Source organism: Candidatus Uabimicrobium helgolandensis (assembly GCF_041508025.1).
GTDB lineage: Bacteria > Planctomycetota > Uabimicrobiia > Uabimicrobiales > Uabimicrobiaceae > Uabimicrobium > Uabimicrobium helgolandensis.
Window position 1 is genome coordinate 1,605,951 of sequence record NZ_CP165719.1, and the last position, 20,429, is coordinate 1,626,379.

Sequence of the window (20,429 nt, forward strand, 5' to 3'; positions counted from 1 at the left end):
ATATTAATTTAAATCTTCGTGTTTTTAACTAAGAGATGCGGCGGATAGCTTTCTGCGGATTCTTGAAAGCAGGACTAATTTTTTTACTTGTTTTACTAAGTGATTAGGTTCAATTGGTTTTGTAATATAGCCTTCGCAACCAGCATCGTAGGCTTTTTCCTTGAAGTCTTTCGTGGTGAAGGCACTACATGCAATAATTGTAATATCTCTTGTCTCAGGACTCTCTTTTAGCATCTTTGTGGCTTTAAAGCCGTCTACTTGTGGCATGGCTAAGTCCATCAAAATAACATCTGGCTTTATTTTTTGAGCTGTTTCTATACCACTGTGTCCAGAACTTTCTTTATACACTGTATATCCGTTGTTGTTAAAAATACTAGCCACAAGGTCTAAGTTCATTGGATGATCATCTACGACTAATATCGACTTTACATCTCCTAGACACACGCTGTCTAAACAAGATTTCAATTTGTCTTGAAAGTTTTCTTCTAGAGGATCTTTTTTTATAAGAGCTTTTGTTCCTTCTTGTAGTAATTCTTTCTCCTCTTTTGATAAATCTTTCGAAGTACATACAATAATCGGAATTTTTGACCAAGTGCTGTGTCGTTGGATATTGCTTAAAAACTCAAAGCCATTCATCTTTGGCATTAATAGGTCGAGTATAATTGTTTGTGGAAGTGGTTGCGTTTCTAGAAAATGTAGCGCCTCTTTTCCGTTATTTGTTACATATGGAGAGTAACCAGCGGAACCAAGCACTTTTTGATACAATTCGCACTGTGCAGGTTGATCTTCAACAATAAGAACGTTTTCTTTTTTGTGTTTCGATATTCTAAGCATAACTTCAATGAGTTGCTCTAAATCAAAAGGTTTTGTTAAGTATTCGAGAGTGTTCATTGAAATCCCTGAGTTTGCTATATCAGCAGAACAAACGATAATCGGGACTTTTTTTAGTTGAGGGTGGGTTTTTAATTGCGAAACCTTTGTAAATACACCATTATTTGGTCCAATAACAATAGCCCACACAATTTTCTGTTGCGCAAAAACCGTACACTCTTCTATAGAATTTAAGGGACATACTTCCAGCGGTAAGTCTTGTAGATATTTTTGGAGTTCGGCAACTGTTTTTGAATCTGTTAGACATAGCACTGAAGCTTTAATATTTTCCTCAGATATATCACTTGGTTGTTGTGCGAAGCTCAACTTCGCTTTTTCGAGAGTAATTTTTTGAGAATTAGATTGTTCAAAAGGGATTATCAAGAAAAAAGATGTTCCTTTACCTTCTTTACTTTCTAAATCAATTTTAATTCCCAGCATTTCACATAAACTTTTTGTAATTGCTAGGCCTAAGCCTGTACCACCAAATCGTTTTTGAATAGAGCTATCAACTTGTTTAAACGATTCAAAAATCGATGCTATTTTTTCTTCTGGTATTCCACAACCTGTGTCTTTGATTTGTATACAAAGAGCCTGATCTTCAGTCAAAACTTTTATAGAGAGTTCTATGTAACCTTTCTGTGTAAATTTAACAGCATTTGATAGCAAGTTGACTAGTATTTGTTTTACTTTTGTAAAATCACTTTTAATGAATGGCAAATCTTCTATATTTTTCCTGAACTCAATAGATTGACCAAGAAGTAGTCCTTCCGTCGTGATAATACACTCATCAATTACCTCTCTAAAACTAAAATTTTCAATTAAAAGATTTAATTTTCCTGCTTCTATCTTCGAAAAATCCAGAATATCATTGATGAGGTGTAATAGAGTACGTGCTGCCTGCTCCACTCTTCCTAAGCTTTTTTGGTGTACATCAGCCACTTTTCCATTAAGTGCTTTTGAAGTCAAAGAAGTGTAACCAATAATTGCGTTAATAGGTGTTCGTAATTCATGACTCATGTTTGCTAAAAACTCACTTTTATGGCGCGAAGCTTCTTTTAATTTTGCGTTTGCTTCGCTTAATACAATACTCTGACTTCGCAATTCAACAACAATATAAACGACATATGCAAACAATGCTATACACAGTAAGTAGAGGGCTACTTGATATTTATATTTACTTTGCTGTTGAAAGTTGTAGTATTTTGAGTATTCTTCGGAAAACTTATCTAAGCGCTGTTTCAGTATGAAATCTGTTAATTTTGAAACTACTTTGTCAATCAATTCTTTATTACTTACAATAACATTTGCATGTAGTAAAACAATTTTGAGATCGCGGTTATCTTTTTTTTGTAGTTGTTGTATGGACTGAGTCACTTTTGATTTTAGAAATTTTTCTCCGGTAGAATTATAAAGTAATGTTAAACGCAAAAGTTGATTGAGTTCCTTTTGTAAGTTAGAATTTTTTGTAATTAATCTTGTTGTTATAAGTGGAAAATAAGAAACCGAATTGTTAAAAAACGAGTTTGTGGTTTTGAATTCCTCTATTAAAATTTCTTTGTCACTAATGCTTTTTTTGTATTTTTCCCAATACTTACTATAACGGACATTCTTATGTAGTTCGCGATCTAATTTTTTGTGGATTCTTTTTAATTCATTCCAGTTTCTAGGAAGTGAATCATAATTACTCACAAGGCCGTATCTAAGTTTTGTGATGGCGTCATTGACAAGAATATCTAAGTTTTTTGACTGACGTACCAAATACAATGTTTCATTGTGTACTTCTAAATCAGCTCCTCTTGTTTTATAAAACAGAAATAGTAGTACAATAACAAAACTGATTACTTTTACTCCTTGCTTTAAGTTTTTGATTTTCACAAACACTCCTTTTATTTAGAAAGTTTTTTTATGTAATCGGCGGTGCGTTTACGAAATTCATCATCTTTATCACTGTAAGGATTTTTTTCTTTAAAAAAAGAAGCAAATCGTTTCCAAGCTTTTAGCTTTAGAGCTTTAGGAATATTGCGTTTCTGATATTTGTGTACTTTGGTAAATGCGCTATCCATCGCTTGTTGCTTCTTGTCCCAATGGTGTTTTTTTTCTATTAGTATTTGCAAATTTCTGCACTGTTCTTGTGCTTGCTTTCGCATTTGATTGTCTTGTTTTGTTTCTGGTATATCATCTTTAAAAAAACTTAGAAATCTCTCCCAAGCTTTTAGTTTTAACTCATCTTTGATCTTGCGTTTTTGAAAGTTTTGTATTTTGGCAAATCCAGCGCGCATTTTTTGAATTTTTTCTTCCCGCATTTCATACAGTTGTGCTTCTTTTTCAAGATCATCAATCGAAAACTCTTGTAATATTTCTTTTTCTGGGTATTTGTTTTGTTGTAAAATTTCAAGGTTAATGATTTTCTGTGGTGTTGTATTTTCTTGGTTACTGAGAAATTTAGGCTCTAGTGAGTTTCCATGTAATTCACCAACTAGCGAATGAAGAAATTTTACAATAAGTTCAGCGTCATTATCTGGTACTTCAAGTCCTAATTGGTATTTTCCCATAAGCTGTACGGCTTTTTTTAGGCTTTTTATAGAACCATCATGAAAATACGGAGCTGTTAAAGCAGCTGTTCTTAGTGAAGGTACTTTAAATTTATAGCGGTCTCTTTCCCTTTTCGTTACATTAAATAAACCATAATCTACTTTAGATACAGGGGTTTTTCTATCTTCAAAGTAATTGGCCATCTTTCCCATAGCTTGAAACATATTTCCACCAACATTTATTCCTTGATGGCATACGGAACAACCATAATCTTTAAAGAGACGGTAGCCTTCTTTCTCTTGGACGGTTATGGCGTCGTTGTTACCTCTGAGATATTGATCAAAACGCGAGTTTGGTGTGGACAAAGAACGTTCATATTCCGCAATAGCATCTGAAATATTCGAAATCTGAATACTATCTTGGTATACTTCTTGGAAGTCCTTTACATATGTCTCATCATTTTTTAACTTTTCTACAACCTCTGGCCAAGTTGATCCCATTTCTTTGGGGTTAGTAAGAGGGCCTCCTACTTGCTGTTCTAAAGTTTCTGCACGTCCATCCCAAAATTGTTTAAAGTTAAAACCACTATTGAACACTGTCGATGTATTAATATTCCCTTTTTCACCTTCAATGTTCGTAAAATACTGTTGCGCATCTGCTCCTCCTTTTTCAAAATTGTGGCATGTGCCGCAGGACATTTTGTTCCCTTTTGAAAGTTTTTTTTCGAAAAATAACCTTTTTCCAAGGAGAGCTTTTTTTTTATTTATTTGTATGTTAGGAATAGGTTGTATCGGTTCATTGATCATTGGTCCTAAATAATTAGACCTTACAACCCTTTGTTGTTCTTTTATTTGTTTTTGTGGAAAAGTCTTCCATGCTAAAACACTAATTATTGTCATCATTGCTATAATCCACACCGCAACAAAGTGGCTTTTTTTCATGTATTTTCTCCGTTTTTTAGCCAGAAATCAATTGCTATAGAACCACTTCCAAAGGAAATGATTGCAAGAAGCCCCGATAAAATACCTATATCTCTTAGGGCTGTAGGATCTGTAAAGCCTAAAAAAAATACGATGCTAATGAGTATAGAGGAACCAATTACTGCACTTGTACGCGTTAGAAGGCCTAAAATTAGATGAACTCCAACCATAAATTCAACAACCCCCTGAATCCATAGAAATTGCTGGTATGTTAAATTTGCGATTGTTAAATATTGCGATATTTCTTTTGATAAGAAAATTAGCCAGTTATTTGGTCGAACTAACTTATCAAAACCAAAAATTATAAAAATAGAACCTATTCCTAACCTGAGGATAAGAACTGACACATCTGTTTTTTGATTTTTTAAATAAACCCACATAACGAACAAAACCACCAATGAATAAATACGAGTAGAAAGCAAAATTAAATACTTATAATTAGAGCGCATCGGCATTTGAAAAATAACTAAAACAATATAACTTAGCGAGTAAAAATATAGACTACGATCCTTGCTTTAATCTTATTACTCTCTGTATCTCAAAACCGGAACTCATTTTTAAATTTTTCTGATTTGTCTAAGAAGAATCTGTTTTTTAATAAAAATATCGTTTACTTTCCTTACTTTACCATCTTGTAATACACTAGTGGCTTTTTTCACTACTCATGCCAGTGTCTTCCACGACAACCTGTGCAAAATTTTTCAACATTGATTTTCACATTGGCTATATTACTTCGGTTATTATGGTTTTCGTATTGTGGCCTTGGGAGCTATTTTCATGTATAAAAGAAGGATAACATTTTCCAAGAATGGAGTAGATTTTACAGCTCGTTGATCTTTACACAAGCACTTTAAGAAAATAGTATTGGTTTTTGGTGTCTTTTGCTTGTCTAACATTACTAAGTACTATGTTGGCTTCGCTTGATGATTATACTCGTGGGATTAGCGAAATCGTTGGACAGGTTTTTGGGATTAATATAACTAAAGCTCGCAGAGTAGTTTTCCTTGTTGTAACCATTGGGGACTGATAATGACATCACAACTTAAAAATATGATTACTATTATAGGTATTGCGACAACAATATGATTTCTTATGGCACGAATTATTGGTTATATGAATTTACGGCAGTAAATATTGCAAAATCTCTTGAAAAACAGAAATTTAAATGCAGTATTTGGCATATAGTGGTTTGATATTTTTGAGTATTTTTGGGTTTACTTTTATTATTTGATAATTAGGATATTTTGATATTTAGAAATTATACAATATTATTATATTAATAATCTAGGGTTTTTTACATAGTAAAGGAATAAAATGAAGACAGTGGTTATTACAGGAGAAAGTCGAGGTATCGGTAAAAAAAACGGCCCTAGAATTGTAAAAAAAGGTTATCAAATAGTTGTTGATTATCTTGTAAACAAGCTAGAGGTAGAAGAAGTAGTAACGAAAATTAAGTTGACGTTCGCGGTTGTATTTGTGTAGAGCTTATTTAGTAGGCAATCGGCTATAAATGCTATTTTTCAAGAGTTTTTCTATTTTCTACAGATGGTAATGTGCTATCGAAGCCAAGTCTTTAATGGTAATAATAAAAGAGACTTGGATTGTATTTTTATTTAAACTAGTACAAGATATATACACAATTAGACTTCTAACAAAAAAATATCATTTTATGTATATATCTCGATAACTTTATTTTAGTATACCTAAAACATCTTTTTACTACTTTGCACCGGCATTTCGCAATAAATTTACAATGTACGTATTTTTGCTTCTAATGGCGTAAAAAAGCGAAGAATGTCCATCTTTGTCTACTGCATTTATGTCAATGCCTCCTTTAAAAAGCATATCTATAATTGCCAAATTCCCGTCTTGTACAGCTAACATCAAAAGAGACTTTCCGTCAGGGGATTTTACATTTACATCCGCATTTTTGCGAACGAGTTCTTTGGTAATTCGTTCATGTCCTTTAGATACAGCAATAGTAAGTGCGGTGCTACCTTGTCTATTTTTGACATGAACATCTTCACCATGCTCAACTAAATACTTTACCCTTCTTAGATCTCCTCTGTCTGCTGCTAGCATAAGAGGTGTTGAAGAACCAACGCTTTTATTTTTAAATAAGTCACTCATTTCTGGGAAACTAGACGCATAGTATAGTGCTGTTTTTCTTTTTTTATCCACAGCATAAATATCAGCTTGATTTTCTATTAAAATACGTCCTATATTTGTATAGTTTTTTTGTGCAGCAAGCATTAAAGCTGTTTTCCCATCTTTATTTTTAAGATTAATAGCAGCTCCAGCTTTGGCAAGAAATTTAACGGTTTCCAAGTGTTTTTTATTTACCGCTTTCATTAAAGCTGTTTCCCCGAAGTTATCTTGTAAATCTACATCACATCCTTTGTTAATTAGCAATTTAATAACTTCATCAAAACCTTTTTGCGACGCAACCATCAAAGGAGTTTTTCCATTTTGTCCTCTAATATTCACATCGACATTTGTATCCATAAAAGATTGAATCTTTTTTATATCTCCATTCTCAATACTACTCCATAAATCAGCGAAAATAATATTCGAAACAATAAGTAACAATAAAAATATGCGAAATATATACATAATTAAATTCCTTAATAAGAAAATGTCATTTTACGTATAATCCCGGGCACTTTTTATTTTTGGTACATACATTTTTAAATAAAGTAAGATAAAATTTCTATGAATGATGAGTTAGCTATTTACTTGAGATTTATAAAATCATTATAATTTATTTTCATAACTCTTTACAATTTTAGGAATAATTTATGTCTATTCGAATCGGAGACTACGAAGTTTTTGATTGTGACTATAGAGTTAATAACGTGTTTCAAGCTATTAGCGTTGAAGATGAGCATTTGTACGCTATGAAAATTTTTCCACACAAGCGACTACCTAAATCTGAAACAATATTGTGTTTTCAACAGCAGGCAGAGAAATTAATACCGATGCAGCATAAAAATATTATTCGAATTTATGATCACGGAACGTTTAAAAACACTTTATACTATGTGATGGAATATATCGAAGGTACTACTTTGACAAAAAGTATTTATTCGCGAGGACACTTTGAGGAAAAGCAAGCGTTACGTATTGCATTGCAAATAGTAAGCGCTGTACAGTATATGTCGCAGAGAGGTTTTGTTTGTTACGATATAACACCAAGCAATATAATGATTACTAAGAATAATAGTAAAATTTTTAATTTGATTAAAGTAAATCAAAAGGATCATCTAGTGACAGCTTTTGAGGAAGAGTGTGAAGGCGAAATGAAGGAACGCAATAATATTTTTACAATAGGTATGATTTTGTATTATATGTTGACAGCGACATTTACGTCTATTAAAGAAGGTTCTGTTGAATTACTTTCAAATATGAAAGAAAAAAATCCACGAGTTTCAGAGTTGACATGTGAGATAGTAACACGTATGGCGACGGTAGGAAAAAAAGTTCATTATCCAAATTACGCTACTATAATAAATGATTTGCTATTAGCCGTAACTGATGATAAGGAGTAGTATAGTTGTGGGAGAAAGATTTTCGGCTACATCGGAACCTACAAATTACTAAAAGTGAAAGTTGGATTGGTGGTAGAAATGTGACCTTTTTTCATAAAGGAAACTTTCTACCTAAAACTAACACGTTTGTTTTCGACTTAACGCCTTTTTTAGACGATCGTAAGAGTTTTACAATTTCTACACAGAGACATTTTAGATCCATCTGAACTATAGGACTACTGTGATTTTTTTATAGAATTTATTTTTTAGTATTTTTGATTTCCACTCCCATTCATCCCGACAAAATGTATTAAAAGATTGCGAATCTAATTTTATTTCGTTTTTTACACACATGTTAAACATGTCTATAACTCTCTCATACTCTTTTTCGTAAGATATTGGACATTCTTCCCAAAGTTCTGTTAGCTCTGCGGGATAGGAGAAACACTCTTCAGCTTTGATTTTTGAAACAGTTGTAGCCAATTCTTTTTGCCAAAAAGATATTGCTTCATCAAACTCTTTTTTGTGTTTTTTGCAGTTACTTTGTAATCTTTCAATTAAATCTGTTCTTTTGACTGTGATTTCTACGTCAATTTCGTCATTATATTTACCATACATAGCCATGTTTGATTCCTTTGGTTAAATTGATTGATTTTCTTGTTTTTGAGGAACGTTTTATAAAAACGTTTCGATTGATTTTCTCGTTTTTATAAAACATTTTATAAAATGAAAGGTTCGATTTTTCTTGAAAATAACTAGATAAAAATTATTTTACAAAAGAGAATGTAGAGTAGAAAATCAGAGAGCTTACACCAAAACAATTGAAAATTCATTTTGGATGTTAGTAATATTTGGTACATACAATTATGTTTTGTACTGTTGTTAACATAGTTATCTACACAAACAATTCTTAGATTAGAAAGTCTATTTTGAAAATAGTCAAAGGTCAGTCGCTAAAAAAAATTGAAAGTAAAACGCGGTACGAAGGATGTAGCTTTTATTGCGCGCAGGCAAAGAAAGTAAGTAATTCTTCTTTTGATCACTGTAGTTTTCGAACGGGCATTACTTTTTTTAATCCGCGCAATTGTAAATTTGAAAATTGTAATTTTTCTGAGAAGTTTGGGCTGACTTTGAGGTTAAGACCAAGACAACAATTGCCGCTTGATATATCCGAGTTTTCAGAGTTAACTCATCTTGACTTAATGCACAACAAATTAAACAAATTGCCTATTAAAATAGAAAGATTTTCGAATCTTGTTCAGCTTGACTTATGTGACAATGAGCTCACAGAGTTGCCGTCGGAGATAGGACAACTTTCAAACCTTACTCATCTCAATTTGGGAAATAATAGACTTAAAACATTACCTTCTGAGATAGGACAGCTTTTGAATCTTACCTATCTTGATTTAGGATTGAATAAAATTAAAGTATTGCCTCCTGAAATAGGGCAATTTCCAAATCTTACTTATCTTGATTTGGGGTTCAACAATTTTGAAAATTTACCTCCTGAAATAGGGAAACTTTCAAATCTTACTCATCTCGATCTAGAAGATAATGAACTTGAAATGTTACCTCCTGAAATAGGTGAGCTTTCAAACCTTACTCATCTCAATCTAGGTATGAATTATTTAGACAGTTTGCCCGTAAATCAACTTACGAAACTTGTGCAACTAAACTGTTGTTGTAATTATTTGTCGGAATTACAGGGAATAAGTCAACTTACAAGTCTTATTGAATTAGATTTGAGCTCTAATTTTCTATCGCAGTTACAGGGAATAGATCAATTGTCAAATTTACAAAAACTCAATTTAAGTTCTAATAAATTAGAAGTGGTTCCAACGGAAGTGAACAAACTTTCAAATCTCACAGAACTAGATCTAAGTTCTAATGATGGAATCGAATTTTCTGCTGACATAGGCAAGCTACAAAATCTTACGATATTATATTTAGAATGCTGTGGTATAACACAATTACCCACCAAAATAAAACAACTTTCCTTACTTCGCGAATTAAGTTTGAAACAAAATAAAATAGGTGGAAAAATGCGAAAGAAGATTAAATTTTTGTTACCTAATACAAAAGTGCTTTTCGATAAGACTTTTTTTGAATTGTTTACTTCAGAAGAGTAATTATAATTTAAATCTTCTACGTAAATTTAATTATTAAGATTGGGACTTAGATGGGAAAATGTTACTGGAATGCTCTTCTCACTTATTTCCAAAAATTCCAAGAAGAAACACCAAGTGTAGATTTTCTATGGAACAAAAAAAATAAGCAGTTAGTTATACAGAAACAAAAAGGAAGAGAAAATAAGGTTATATTTCAAGCTACACCAAAAGAGATATTTGTGATTTTAAAAGGCGACAAAACAAGATTTTCTTCTTGGTTTTCAGCGTATAAGGCTGTAAACAGAGCTTTTGATTATTGTTATTATAATGTTTGGAGCGGAGGTGAGTGCTTATCGCCTCCAAAACTTGGTAAATACCAGATTTCTGTTTGTCACATTGAAACAAATACAGGTACTGTGCTTACTCTTTGTAATGATTATCATTTGGGTTGGGGAGAAGTTTTTTATATTTGCGAAAATCAAAAGCAAGCGGAAGAATACGCTGCACTACGTCTCCAACAAAGTGATCACATATCTTTTGTTTTACACGATGCTGGAGGAAATGCCATCAAAGAAGTAGGTCCGTTTTAAATAAATCGTTAGAAATACATAATACCAATATTATTTATTTGCCAGAAAAAAGAGGACATTAACAATAAAACACATAGAAGAATGTAAAAAATCCACGATTGGTACTTTATATAAAGATAATGTAAGCCTCCTGCCGTGACCCAATAGATGAAAAATAAAACAAGGGAATAACGCATAGTATTTTTAGATACAATACCCAATAATTGATAAAAAGATAGCGGTAAAGATATTATAGATAAAAGAGGAGTTATTATTAAAAGATCAAATCGCATCGTTTTCCATTTTAGATAAAATGTCACTATTGAAATTAGCAGACATATTGACCACAATCCAATAATTAGAGCAATGCTTTTATGTTTTGATTGCTGCATCTATATCTCCCTATTTATCGTTAGTAAAATCTTGTTTATTTAAACATTTTAGAATATTTTGCGAAAAATGCTTGTGTGACTCTTGGGTGTATTTTACTTGTGTGTATACTTGAGCTAAATTGTCTACTCCAGATTCTTCAATCATTTTTCTGAGTTCTGGTACTGACATGTAACGATCCCAACCTTTTTGTTCGCGATCTTTATAAATATTGAGAATGTCTTCATCACTATATTTAGTATATACTTCTTTATGTACCAAACCTTCTAAAGGTAAACGGTCGCGGAGTTGTGGATTTTCGTCAGGATAGCCCATAACATAACCTGCAACGGGAACTACATTGGGAGGTAGTTCCAGAATTTGAGCGATAGTATCGCAACTAGCCAAAGTTGTTCCCATATAACAAATCCCTAACCCTTTTGCTTCTGCAGCAAGCGCGACGTTTTGCGAAGCAAGTGTCGCATCTATCGCTCCGATCATAAAGCTCATCAGATTGTCAAAATTATCGGGTGCTTCGCGGAGTTTTACCCAGCGACGCATACGGTGAAAGTCACTGCAAAAAGTAAAGAGTAGCGGTGCTTCTAAGAGCATTTCTTGTTCAAAGTGTGCTTTAAATAAACGTTTGCGAATTTCTAAATCACTAGTTATTACCACTGACCATGTTTGCATATTTCCAGAACTCGATGCACGTAATCCAGCATTTAAGATTTTTTCCAATAAATCATCAGCAACAGGTGCGCTTTTATATTTACGGATGGATCTGTGGTTCTCTATAATTTGAAAAATATCAATCACAATTTGTCTCCTAAGAGTCCCTAAGTTATCATTTCGTAGCGAAGTTGATCTAACCACGACTCGATCTCTGGTGTCAGTTTAATTTGAGGAAAAGTAATTTCTTTTTTGGTTTCACCACAAAGTCCAGCAACCATTTCATCTTTAGAAAAGCAAAAATAGACATAGGTGTGTTTTTTTGAAAGTCCGTGATGCAAAGCACGAGAAAGCATTAATGTCCACATTGATTGCCCTGCTCTTAGATATTTGTGATACCCCTTTGTGCGCATCTCATTCATAAAACTAACTACTTCATTATAACAAGGGTGTGATCGATATAAATCTTCTACCCAATTCCAACTATGAACAAATTGCTCTTCTAATCCTTTGAGTTTATCTAGTTTTCCACTGCGCCCTGCGCGGGCATGTAGCTTTTCGTGTAGCTTTTTAACATAGTCCATTTTTTTTCTCTCGCTTTGTGCTAATTGAAAAATATCTAGGGCGTGTCATCATTCAAAATATTGTGTGTTTTTTCGAGCCCGAGCCCGTTTGCGAAACTTTCACTAACAATTTATCAAAGAAGCAAAGTTTCTTTTTCCATCGCAAAAAACTAGTATTGAACCAATAAATCACTTTCTGTCGCTCTCAAAAAGTTTTCGGGCGCGGGCTTGCAAACGGGCTCGGGCTCAATACTACTGGCGTATCATTAAATGAATCCGTTATATTTTTATCTGTATTGAATGATGACACGCCCTAATATAACGATAAGTCATTTAAAAATAAATTGTTAGGCGCCAGAAGGTGAATCTTTACTAAGGTTCACCTCCTGTTTAAAGTAACAAGATGATACTATTGGAACCAAGCTAAAGTTTCGTTAGCTAATCACAATGTGTTCTATCCTGCGGCTAATATCATGAGTTGCCCACAAAGCCACGCACAGTAAGTACCAAGTGCATATCCTAGGACGGCAAGCAATACTCCTACAGGAGCTAATGCTGGATCTACAGCTGAGGCAACAATAGGAGCAGAGGCGGCACCACCAATATTTGCTTGGCTTCCGACAGCAGTAAAAAAGAAAGGGGCGCGAATTAAGTAAGATGTTACAAGAAGTAGAACAATGTGAAAAAAGATTAGTACAAATCCAAGAAAAAATAAATCGGGGTTGCGGAATATTGCAAATAAATCCATTTTCATACCAATTGTCGCAACAAGGACGTACAAGAATACCGATCCTATTTTCGATGCACCAACGCCTTCTAGTTTTCTTGCTTTGGTAAAAGAGAAAATAAGACCGCCTGTTGTGGCAAGTAGTATTGTCCAGAAAAATTCACTTCCTAGATTGATATCAGCTAAAAATTTTACATTATTTTTAATATAAGGTGCGCAAAAATCAGCAGCAAAATGAGATATGGAGGTAATTCCAAAGGCTATACCAACTACGACCATAAAATCGGTTAAAGTTGGTATACGCGAATTTTGTGCGTGAAATTCCTTCATTTGGTCGCGAATGGTTTCAATAGCGGTATTGTCAGCTTTTAGTTTTTTATCCAAGCGTTTGTAATTTGCTGCTCCTAAAAGAAGTAGTGCCATCCATACGTTAGCAACAAGAATGTCAACGGTAGTCATTGCTGAAAAAATTTCATTGTCAACGCGAAAAGTTTCTTTCATTGCTGTTTGGTTGGCTCCTCCACCTATCCAACTTCCAACGAGTGTTGTCATACCGCGAGCAATGTCTTTTGGTTGTATGTCTCTATAAACGTATATGCTTTCGTTTTCTTTTACAACGAGATATGGTCCAACGACAATACGCAAAGTACCTTCTTCTTCGTTGAAGATATCGTAGTTATTGATTTTTATGCCGTGATCTTCTAGCCGTGAAACAAGGGTTTTTCTATCTTCGTAGAAGTCAATTTCTTCTTTTAATTCAATGGTGAAGTTTTTATCAAGAGTTGAGACATATAAAGTAGATTTCTCTTGTTTTATAGCACATTTTTCTTCGGTAATTCGCCAGCTATTTTCATCGATTTTAACAATACGTGCATTTTGGCTAATAGGTCGACGATTTTCGCTAAAAAGTTTGCATAATTCTGGTGAAGGGGAGGAGGTTGTCAACTCGCTTTTTAGCTCGGAAGGCAAACTAAAGGCGTATAACTGTTCTAGTGTTTGAGGAGAAGTAAAACCTATTACCATTATTGTTAACGGTCCTCCTACCACAATACTAAAGGTGGCAACGAAAAACATAATGAGTGCTTTAGGTCCTAGTTGCAGTGTGCTTTTGAGATCTATACTGAGTGTAAGAAGCACCAAACTTGCTGGTAACAAGTAACGCGAGGCTACATAATATAAGTTGGAATCAGATATGTCGACAATTCCTGTTGTTGTCAATATGGAAGGGATAAAATAGCAAAGTAACAAACTTGGCACGTAGGTATAAAACTTTTTCCAGAAACTATTTTTACTTTGGGCAGTATAAAAGATAACAGCAAGTATCACCATTAACATTCCAAATATAACATCATCATTTGCGATGGGAAACATCATAAACTCCAATTCTGTTGTATATTTTCTCTAAGGGCCTAGACTAAAATTAATTTTTTGACATATTTTACAGGTATTTTAATAGCTAGAACATGTCATATATTTAGTAAAATCAATCTCGCTACCAGTCACTTTTAAAAAAAATTATAAATTTTTCTATTTTTAGATGACTATGGTTACGGCTACAGTTGCCATTACGGCTAGGGTCACGGTCATGGTTACTAACTTATGAAATTAAATCTTTGATTAATAGACTCCTTAAATAATGCGCACTGAGAAAATTTTATTTGCATAGATATATATTTTTTATAACATATATAAGTGAATTAAAACGTGTTATCAAATTAAATTTATAGCACTAAATAACTTGGGTGCTACGCAGTTGAAGTCTAGATTTTCAGAAATAAGACTATTTCTATCGTGCTATGCTCCCTAATTTTAGGCATACTCATGCCCTAAACGTACTACGCCTACCGCGATCAAAAGACCTAAGCTCAGCCACATTATAAAATCTTCACTTGTTTCGAACTATGGAATCAGATAACATCGTTTAGAAAGTTTTTAGAGCCCTAAGACTATATTTTTTTTTTGCAAAATTCAAAAAGAAAATGATATTAAGAGCCAAGTGATTGTAAAATATACCACTGGATTATGATTATGAGATGGTTAAAAATATGAATGAGAATACTGAACTTGCTAAAGAATTTAAAAATGCTTTCGAAACTCTAAGTAAAGAAATAGGGAAAGTAATTGTTGGTCACAATGAAATCGTTGAAAATGTATTGATATGTCTTTTTGCTGGTGGAAATGTTTTACTTGAAGGTGTTCCTGGGCTTGGAAAGACAATGCTTGTTCGTACTTTGTCCGAAGTTCTAGATCTACCTTTTTCCCGTATACAGTTTACCCCTGATTTAATGCCTGCTGATATAGTTGGAACAAATTTAATAACAGAAGAACGTCAGTTTAAATTTCAGCCAGGTCCTATCTTCTCTAACATTGTTCTTGCCGATGAAATAAACCGCGCAACCCCGAAAACTCAATCGGCTTTACTCGAATGTATGCAAGAAAAAAGCGTAACTGTAGGTGGAACAATTCATCAACTAGACAGACCTTTCTTCGTTTTAGGGACACAAAACCCTCTAGAAATGGAAGGTACATATCCTCTTCCAGAAGCGCAGCTTGATCGATTTTTATTCAAACTTCTCGTTTCTTTTCCTTCACGAGAAGATTTAAATGAAATTTTATTGCGCACTACCGAAAAAGTAGAAATTACTCCAAAAAAAATTGCGACAAAAGAAGATATTTTAAAGTGGATGAATGTTGTTAGAGATGTTTATATTGCTCCGCATGTAAGAGATTACGCTTCACGGTTACTACTTGCAACACATCCTGGCTCTGACTATGCAAGTGAAAAAACCAATCGTTTTGTGCGATTTGGTTCCTCTCCTCGTGGTGGACAAGCATTAATTCGTTCAGCCAAAATCAAGGCTTTAATTCAAGGACGGTACAATGCTAGTTTTGATGATGTTGCACAAAGCGCTGTTCCTGCTTTACGTCATCGCATGATTTTGAATTTTGAGGGTGAGGCAGAAAGAATTTCTACAGATATAATTGTTGAAGATATTTTACAACATGTAAAAAGAGATGAAAGCTCGAATAAAAAATGAGCGACAAACTTTTAGATCCAGATTTTATGAGAACTTTAGAAAATATGTCTTTTGTCTCACGTAAAATATTCCGCGGTCTTCTTAAAGGAGAGCGGCGTAGCAAAAAAAAAGGTATTTCGATTGAGTTTGCTGATTATCGCGAGTATGTACCAGGTGATGATTTACGTTTTCTAGACTGGAATATTCTTGGACGCCTAAATAAACTTTTATTGCGTTTGTTTCAAGAAGAAGAGGATTTAAATCTTTATTTCTTAATCGACAATTCTAATTCTATGAATTTTGGTTCACCAACTAAATATCTATATGCTAAAAAAATAGCCGCAGCACTTGGTTACATTGCTCTTAACAATCTAGACCGTATTGCCGTTGGAATTTTTGATAACGAATTAAAACATATATATCCTCTTTCTAGAGGAAAAAAGCATATTTGGAAATTGATGAATTTTTTAGAAAACGCTCCACAAGGAGGTGAAACCGATATGCATAATGCATTTAAGGCTTTTCCTATACGTTTTCGCCACAGTGGTATTGTGGTTATTATTTCTGATTTTCTTGATGTGCAAGGTTTAGAAAAAGCATATAAGTTCTTTTCTCCTAGAAATTATGAAGTGATTGCAATACAAGTTCTTGCACAGGAAGAAATAGAACCAACTTTGACAGGCGATATAAAACTTGTAGATTCAGAAAATAATATGACTACTGATTTAAGCATAAGCGCAGACTTGTTACAACGATATCAATTTATTTTAAGTGGCTTTATGCAGCAATTATCAGATTACTGTAGTCGTAATGGTGTATTTTATTTATATACATCGAACCAAGCACCTATAGAAGATTTGCTACTCAGGTATTTAAAGAAGCTGGGCATTGTAAAGTAGGGGCTCCAAATGGAGTGGTTAAAAAAATTAGAAAAAGAGTGTAGTGAGCTCCAAATACAAATAAATCAATTGTATTCTGCTATTGATAAGTTATTGAATAATGGCGCACCGCAAAAAGAAGTTGATAAATTGCAGGGGTTATTTACGGGTTTTATTAGCCTAATTCAAGTAACTTCTTGGGAGATAAAAGGATGGCGTAAATTAATTGATAATGAATACAGTGAAGCTGCAAATTTCTTTTACAAAGGTCTCAATCGCATATACTCAATACAAAATCGCCAAATTCGTCATCAAAAAGAAATGAGTATTTGTTTAGGACTTAGTAAGTGTCATATTATTACAAAAGGTTATGGATCAAAAGAAGTTGAAAAAATTTTTCAACGGATTCTACTTATTGCCAATAATAAGTTAGGGGGAAAATTCTTAGCTCTACGCGGCCTATGGTCTTATCATGTATTTAGATCACAATTAAATGATGGGTACAAAATTTCAAAGCAATTATTTGAAATTGCAACTAAACAAAATCATCCACTTTTAATAATTGAATCACATATGGCTCAAGCGCTTCCTTTATTTTTTATGACTGCCTGGAAACAGGCGAAGCTTCATTTAGAAAAAGCATTGCAGATTTGTATGCGTAACAAAAAGGCAATGCCTAAAGATTTTTCTCTTGAGAATCCTTTGTTATTAATTTTTGGGCTAACGGGGTTTAGCTCCGCATACCACGGTTACCTGGATAAAGCTTTAAAACAAATTGAATTTTCTTATGCATTTGCCAAGCAAATTACAACGCCATATAATGTATCATTGGCTTTGTTTTTCATGGCGCGCATTCATCAAATAAGACGTGATATTCCCAAGACGATAGAGTTTGCTGCAAGAGGTGTCAAATGGTCAAAAAAATACAACATTACTTTGTGGCAGAATATTTCTCAAGTCATTTTGGGGTGGGCTCTTATTCAAAATAAAAACCAAGAACAAGGTTTGCAACTCATTGAAAATTCACTAATAACTCTAGAAGATTTCCATGTTAATCTTTACAAACCTTTTTTATTGTGTATATTAGCAGAAAGCTACCATAAGATGGGACTTTCTGAAGAAGCTTATGGCACTATAGAACAAGCATGTACTTTAATAGAACAAGGAAGCCAGCAAGTATATAAAGTTGAAGCTTTGCACCTAAAGGGAGAAATCTTACTTAATTACAGCGATAAAACAAACGAAGCACTTAATTGCTTTTATGAATCGCGAAAACTTGCCATTGAGAGTGAAATGCGTTTACTTGAACTTCGTTCTTTATCTAGTTTGACAAGACACACTCCTCATGACCAATCAATAAAACTTAAAAAAGAATTACATCGACTGTATATGTCATTTAATGAAGGGTTTGAAACTCTTCATCTAAGAGAAGCGAAAACTTTAATTGACTAGGATCAAATTAGAAGGAAGACAAATGTCTACACGCCCTAGTCCTTAAAGTAATCTAGTATCGTTAAAATAATTCTAGATTTATTGTTAAGGTTTTACGACAGCTCTTCGAAACACCCCTAACAGAATTAGCTTAAATGAGTATATTTCTAAAGTTAGTTATCTTTCTATGTATTTTCACATCTTGTAAAGGAAACAAAGTGGAAGATATTTATGACGATGAAAAAGGCCTACGTATTCAAATTACAAAAAAATGTATCAATGAATCGGAGGCTCTTTTTTTTGAAGTAACAGGTTCTATCGATACACATACGTGCAGTATTCACTTGTTAGATAATGTTATCACTCAAAAAGTGCAGGAAACAGCGGTAAAACACGTTGTTTTTGATTTAGAAAATTTACATCACATCAACTCAACAGGTATTGGATTTCTCATAAAATTTGCTGACGATTTTAGTAAGCAAAATCAAGGTAAAATTTATGTGGTAAATGCCGATGATGAAAAACAACAACTTTTTGATATGCTTGGTTTATGGCCACTTTTTGTAAAAGTTGATAATGGCACAGATATAGCTAGCTATATCTCGTAATTTTACTTTACTCGAAAATACCATGAAATAGAGGTACTAAAAGTGGAAGAATTTGTTGAACTAGAGCATTTTGAATTAGATGCACTTTCTATTCAAATGTTACCCTACGAATTTTGTGTTGATAATCGTGTAGTTATCCTCAATCGTGTTAATAAAAACTCTACAGAGCCAATTACTCTTGGAATTATTGATCATCAAAACGAAGAATTGATTACTCAAATCAAGTCTATGTTAAAACGATCAGTGGAAGTTGTTAGACTCAATGCGTATGAAATTCAAAAAGCAGTGGACATCGGTTATAATATTTACAAAAAAGAAGATTTTGATTACACACTGACTTTAAATGCTATTTCAACAATATCTTACGATCCTGAGGCACCTATAAGTAAAACAATTAACGAAATCTTAGGTAAAGCTGTTTCCTTAAAAGCAAGTGATATTCACATTGAAAGTTATGCTGATGATGTGGATGTTCGTTTTCGTATTGATGGCATACTACACCAGATTAATCACCCCTTAAGTAAAGCAAACATTCGCTCTGCAATTTCGAGACTGCGAATACTCGCGAATTTGGATGTTACCGAATATCGTCACGCTCAAGACGGTAGAATAAATTCTGTATATGAAACAGAAGAAGGTAAACGAGTAGTTGATTTTCGCGTTTCAATAGTACCAGGCCCTTTTGGACTAGATGTTGTTTTGCGTATCTTGGACAGTTCTCAAGCAATTGTGGGTCTTGAGAAACTAGGATTTCCGAAAGACCAAAAGAAAAAATTTGAAGATTTGGTGAGCAGCCCTGAAGGATTGATCCTTGTTGCAGGACCTACTGGTTGTGGAAAGACAACTACTTTATATTCCGCTTTACATCATATCAACACCGATGAAAATAAAGTTCTTACTGTAGAAGATCCCATTGAATATATTTTTGCAAAAACTAACCAAAAGCAAATTACCCCTGATATGGGATTTGCTGATTATGTTCGCTGCTTTTTACGCCAAAACCCCGATGCAATTATGATTGGTGAAATTCGAGACCAAGAAACAGCGGAAGTGGCTTTTCGTGCTGCACAAACAGGTCATTTAGTACTTAGCACTATTCATGCTGTTGATAGTGTAAGAGGGCTTTCTCGGCTTAGGAGCTTGAAAGTAGATTCTAGTATTGTATCTACTTGTTTACTCGCAATTTTGTCGCAGCGACTAGTTCGCAAACTGTGTCCGACTTGTAAAGAATTAAATACTCCAAAAGAATTACATATCCAAAAATTTAATCTACCGGAAAATGAGCAATTTTATCAAGCGGTAGGATGCGAAGAGTGTAAGGAAGTTGGATATAAAGGGCGTACTGGAATATATGAGTTATTTTCTGTCGATGATGTAATTGGAGATCTTATTGCAGAAGATGTTTCAGCTCAGGAAATACGCAAAAAAGCTCGCGAATTGGGGCTGCAATCTTTGTTAGAAGATGCTCTTCCCAAAGCGAGAAAAGGAATCACTAGTTTAGAAGAGTTACTACGAGTAATTCCCTATCGCATTATCTCTCTAGAAAAATAAAACAACAAAAATTACTCTAGAGGTATT

Annotated in this window: 18 protein-coding genes; 9 read left to right on the top strand and 9 right to left on the bottom strand. The window is 33.6% G+C overall.

Going from position 1 to position 20,429, the window contains the following annotated elements; all coding sequences use genetic code 11:
* Positions 1–24: 24 nt before the first annotated feature.
* From UABHE_RS05825 to UABHE_RS05835, 3 genes are read right to left on the bottom strand one after another with little or no spacing between them, the layout of a single operon-like run.
* Entirely contained in the window at positions 25–2,748 is a 2,724-nt protein-coding gene (locus UABHE_RS05825; protein WP_372369314.1) for a response regulator, read from the bottom strand.
* Between the two features lie 11 nt (positions 2,749–2,759).
* Positions 2,760–4,346 carry a cytochrome-c peroxidase gene (locus UABHE_RS05830; RefSeq protein WP_372369315.1) on the bottom strand — a complete coding sequence of 529 codons (1,587 nt, stop codon included), beginning with the start codon at positions 4,344–4,346 and terminating at the stop codon, positions 2,760–2,762.
* On the bottom strand, positions 4,343–4,765 hold the full coding sequence (locus tag UABHE_RS05835) for a DoxX family protein (protein ID WP_372369316.1): 423 nt from the start codon (positions 4,763–4,765) through the stop codon (positions 4,343–4,345). Before UABHE_RS05835 ends, UABHE_RS05830 begins: the two co-directional genes overlap by 4 nt.
* Before the next feature lie 934 nt (positions 4,766–5,699).
* On the opposite strand from UABHE_RS05835, the gene UABHE_RS05840 reads away from it, so the two are divergent.
* Entirely contained in the window at positions 5,700–5,867 is a 168-nt protein-coding gene (locus UABHE_RS05840; protein ID WP_372369317.1) for an SDR family NAD(P)-dependent oxidoreductase, read from the top strand.
* Between the two features lie 237 nt (positions 5,868–6,104).
* On the opposite strand, the gene UABHE_RS05845 is transcribed toward UABHE_RS05840, so the two are convergent.
* On the bottom strand, positions 6,105–6,998 hold the full coding sequence (locus UABHE_RS05845) for an ankyrin repeat domain-containing protein (RefSeq protein WP_372369318.1): 894 nt from the start codon (positions 6,996–6,998) through the stop codon (positions 6,105–6,107).
* Between the two features lie 185 nt (positions 6,999–7,183).
* On the opposite strand from UABHE_RS05845, the gene UABHE_RS05850 reads away from it, so the two are divergent.
* The gene (locus tag UABHE_RS05850) at positions 7,184–7,933 is read left to right on the top strand and encodes a serine/threonine protein kinase (RefSeq protein ID WP_372369319.1); all 750 of its coding nucleotides are present in this window, start codon (positions 7,184–7,186) and stop codon (positions 7,931–7,933) included.
* Positions 7,934–8,140: 207 nt separating this feature from the next.
* On the opposite strand, the gene UABHE_RS05855 is transcribed toward UABHE_RS05850, so the two are convergent.
* On the bottom strand, positions 8,141–8,536 hold the full coding sequence (locus UABHE_RS05855) for a hypothetical protein (protein ID WP_372369320.1): 396 nt from the start codon (positions 8,534–8,536) through the stop codon (positions 8,141–8,143).
* Between the two features lie 305 nt (positions 8,537–8,841).
* Here UABHE_RS05855 and UABHE_RS05860 point away from each other — a divergent pair, with 305 nt between their 5' ends.
* Positions 8,842–10,041, top strand: coding sequence for a leucine-rich repeat domain-containing protein (locus tag UABHE_RS05860; protein ID WP_372369321.1), 1,200 nt, complete (start codon positions 8,842–8,844; stop codon positions 10,039–10,041).
* A 50-nt stretch (positions 10,042–10,091) separates the two neighbouring features.
* On the top strand, positions 10,092–10,610 hold the full coding sequence (locus UABHE_RS05865; RefSeq protein WP_372369322.1) for a hypothetical protein: 519 nt from the start codon (positions 10,092–10,094) through the stop codon (positions 10,608–10,610).
* An 8-nt stretch (positions 10,611–10,618) separates the two neighbouring features.
* On the opposite strand, the gene UABHE_RS05870 is transcribed toward UABHE_RS05865, so the two are convergent.
* The 4 genes from UABHE_RS05870 to UABHE_RS05885 all read right to left on the bottom strand — a co-directional run bounded on the left by UABHE_RS05870 (position 10,619) and on the right by UABHE_RS05885 (position 14,291).
* Positions 10,619–10,981, bottom strand: coding sequence for a hypothetical protein (locus tag UABHE_RS05870; protein WP_372369323.1), 363 nt, complete (start codon positions 10,979–10,981; stop codon positions 10,619–10,621).
* A 10-nt stretch (positions 10,982–10,991) separates the two neighbouring features.
* The gene (locus UABHE_RS05875) at positions 10,992–11,774 is read right to left on the bottom strand and encodes a nitroreductase family protein (RefSeq protein WP_372369324.1); all 783 of its coding nucleotides are present in this window, start codon (positions 11,772–11,774) and stop codon (positions 10,992–10,994) included.
* A gap of 20 nt (positions 11,775–11,794) precedes the next feature.
* On the bottom strand, positions 11,795–12,211 hold the full coding sequence (locus tag UABHE_RS05880; RefSeq protein ID WP_372369325.1) for a hypothetical protein: 417 nt from the start codon (positions 12,209–12,211) through the stop codon (positions 11,795–11,797).
* Between the two features lie 433 nt (positions 12,212–12,644).
* Entirely contained in the window at positions 12,645–14,291 is a 1,647-nt protein-coding gene (locus tag UABHE_RS05885; RefSeq protein WP_372369326.1) for a DUF819 domain-containing protein, read from the bottom strand.
* Between the two features lie 671 nt (positions 14,292–14,962).
* On the opposite strand from UABHE_RS05885, the gene UABHE_RS05890 reads away from it, so the two are divergent.
* The 5 genes from UABHE_RS05890 to UABHE_RS05910 all read left to right on the top strand — a co-directional run bounded on the left by UABHE_RS05890 (position 14,963) and on the right by UABHE_RS05910 (position 20,402).
* Complete coding sequence (locus UABHE_RS05890) at positions 14,963–15,955, top strand: AAA family ATPase (protein ID WP_372369327.1); 993 nt, start codon at positions 14,963–14,965, stop codon at positions 15,953–15,955.
* The gene (locus UABHE_RS05895) at positions 15,952–16,833 is read left to right on the top strand and encodes a DUF58 domain-containing protein (protein ID WP_372369328.1); all 882 of its coding nucleotides are present in this window, start codon (positions 15,952–15,954) and stop codon (positions 16,831–16,833) included. The genes UABHE_RS05890 and UABHE_RS05895 overlap by 4 nt, the downstream gene beginning before the upstream one ends.
* 9 nt (positions 16,834–16,842) lie before the next feature.
* Positions 16,843–18,264 carry a hypothetical protein gene (locus UABHE_RS05900; protein ID WP_372369329.1) on the top strand — a complete coding sequence of 474 codons (1,422 nt, stop codon included), beginning with the start codon at positions 16,843–16,845 and terminating at the stop codon, positions 18,262–18,264.
* 197 nt (positions 18,265–18,461) lie between these two features.
* Positions 18,462–18,851: an STAS domain-containing protein gene (locus UABHE_RS05905; protein WP_372369330.1), complete on the top strand. Its 390-nt coding sequence runs from the start codon at positions 18,462–18,464 to the stop codon at positions 18,849–18,851.
* A 42-nt stretch (positions 18,852–18,893) separates the two neighbouring features.
* Positions 18,894–20,402 carry a GspE/PulE family protein gene (locus UABHE_RS05910; RefSeq protein ID WP_372369331.1) on the top strand — a complete coding sequence of 503 codons (1,509 nt, stop codon included), beginning with the start codon at positions 18,894–18,896 and terminating at the stop codon, positions 20,400–20,402.
* Positions 20,403–20,429: the final 27 nt, after the last annotated feature.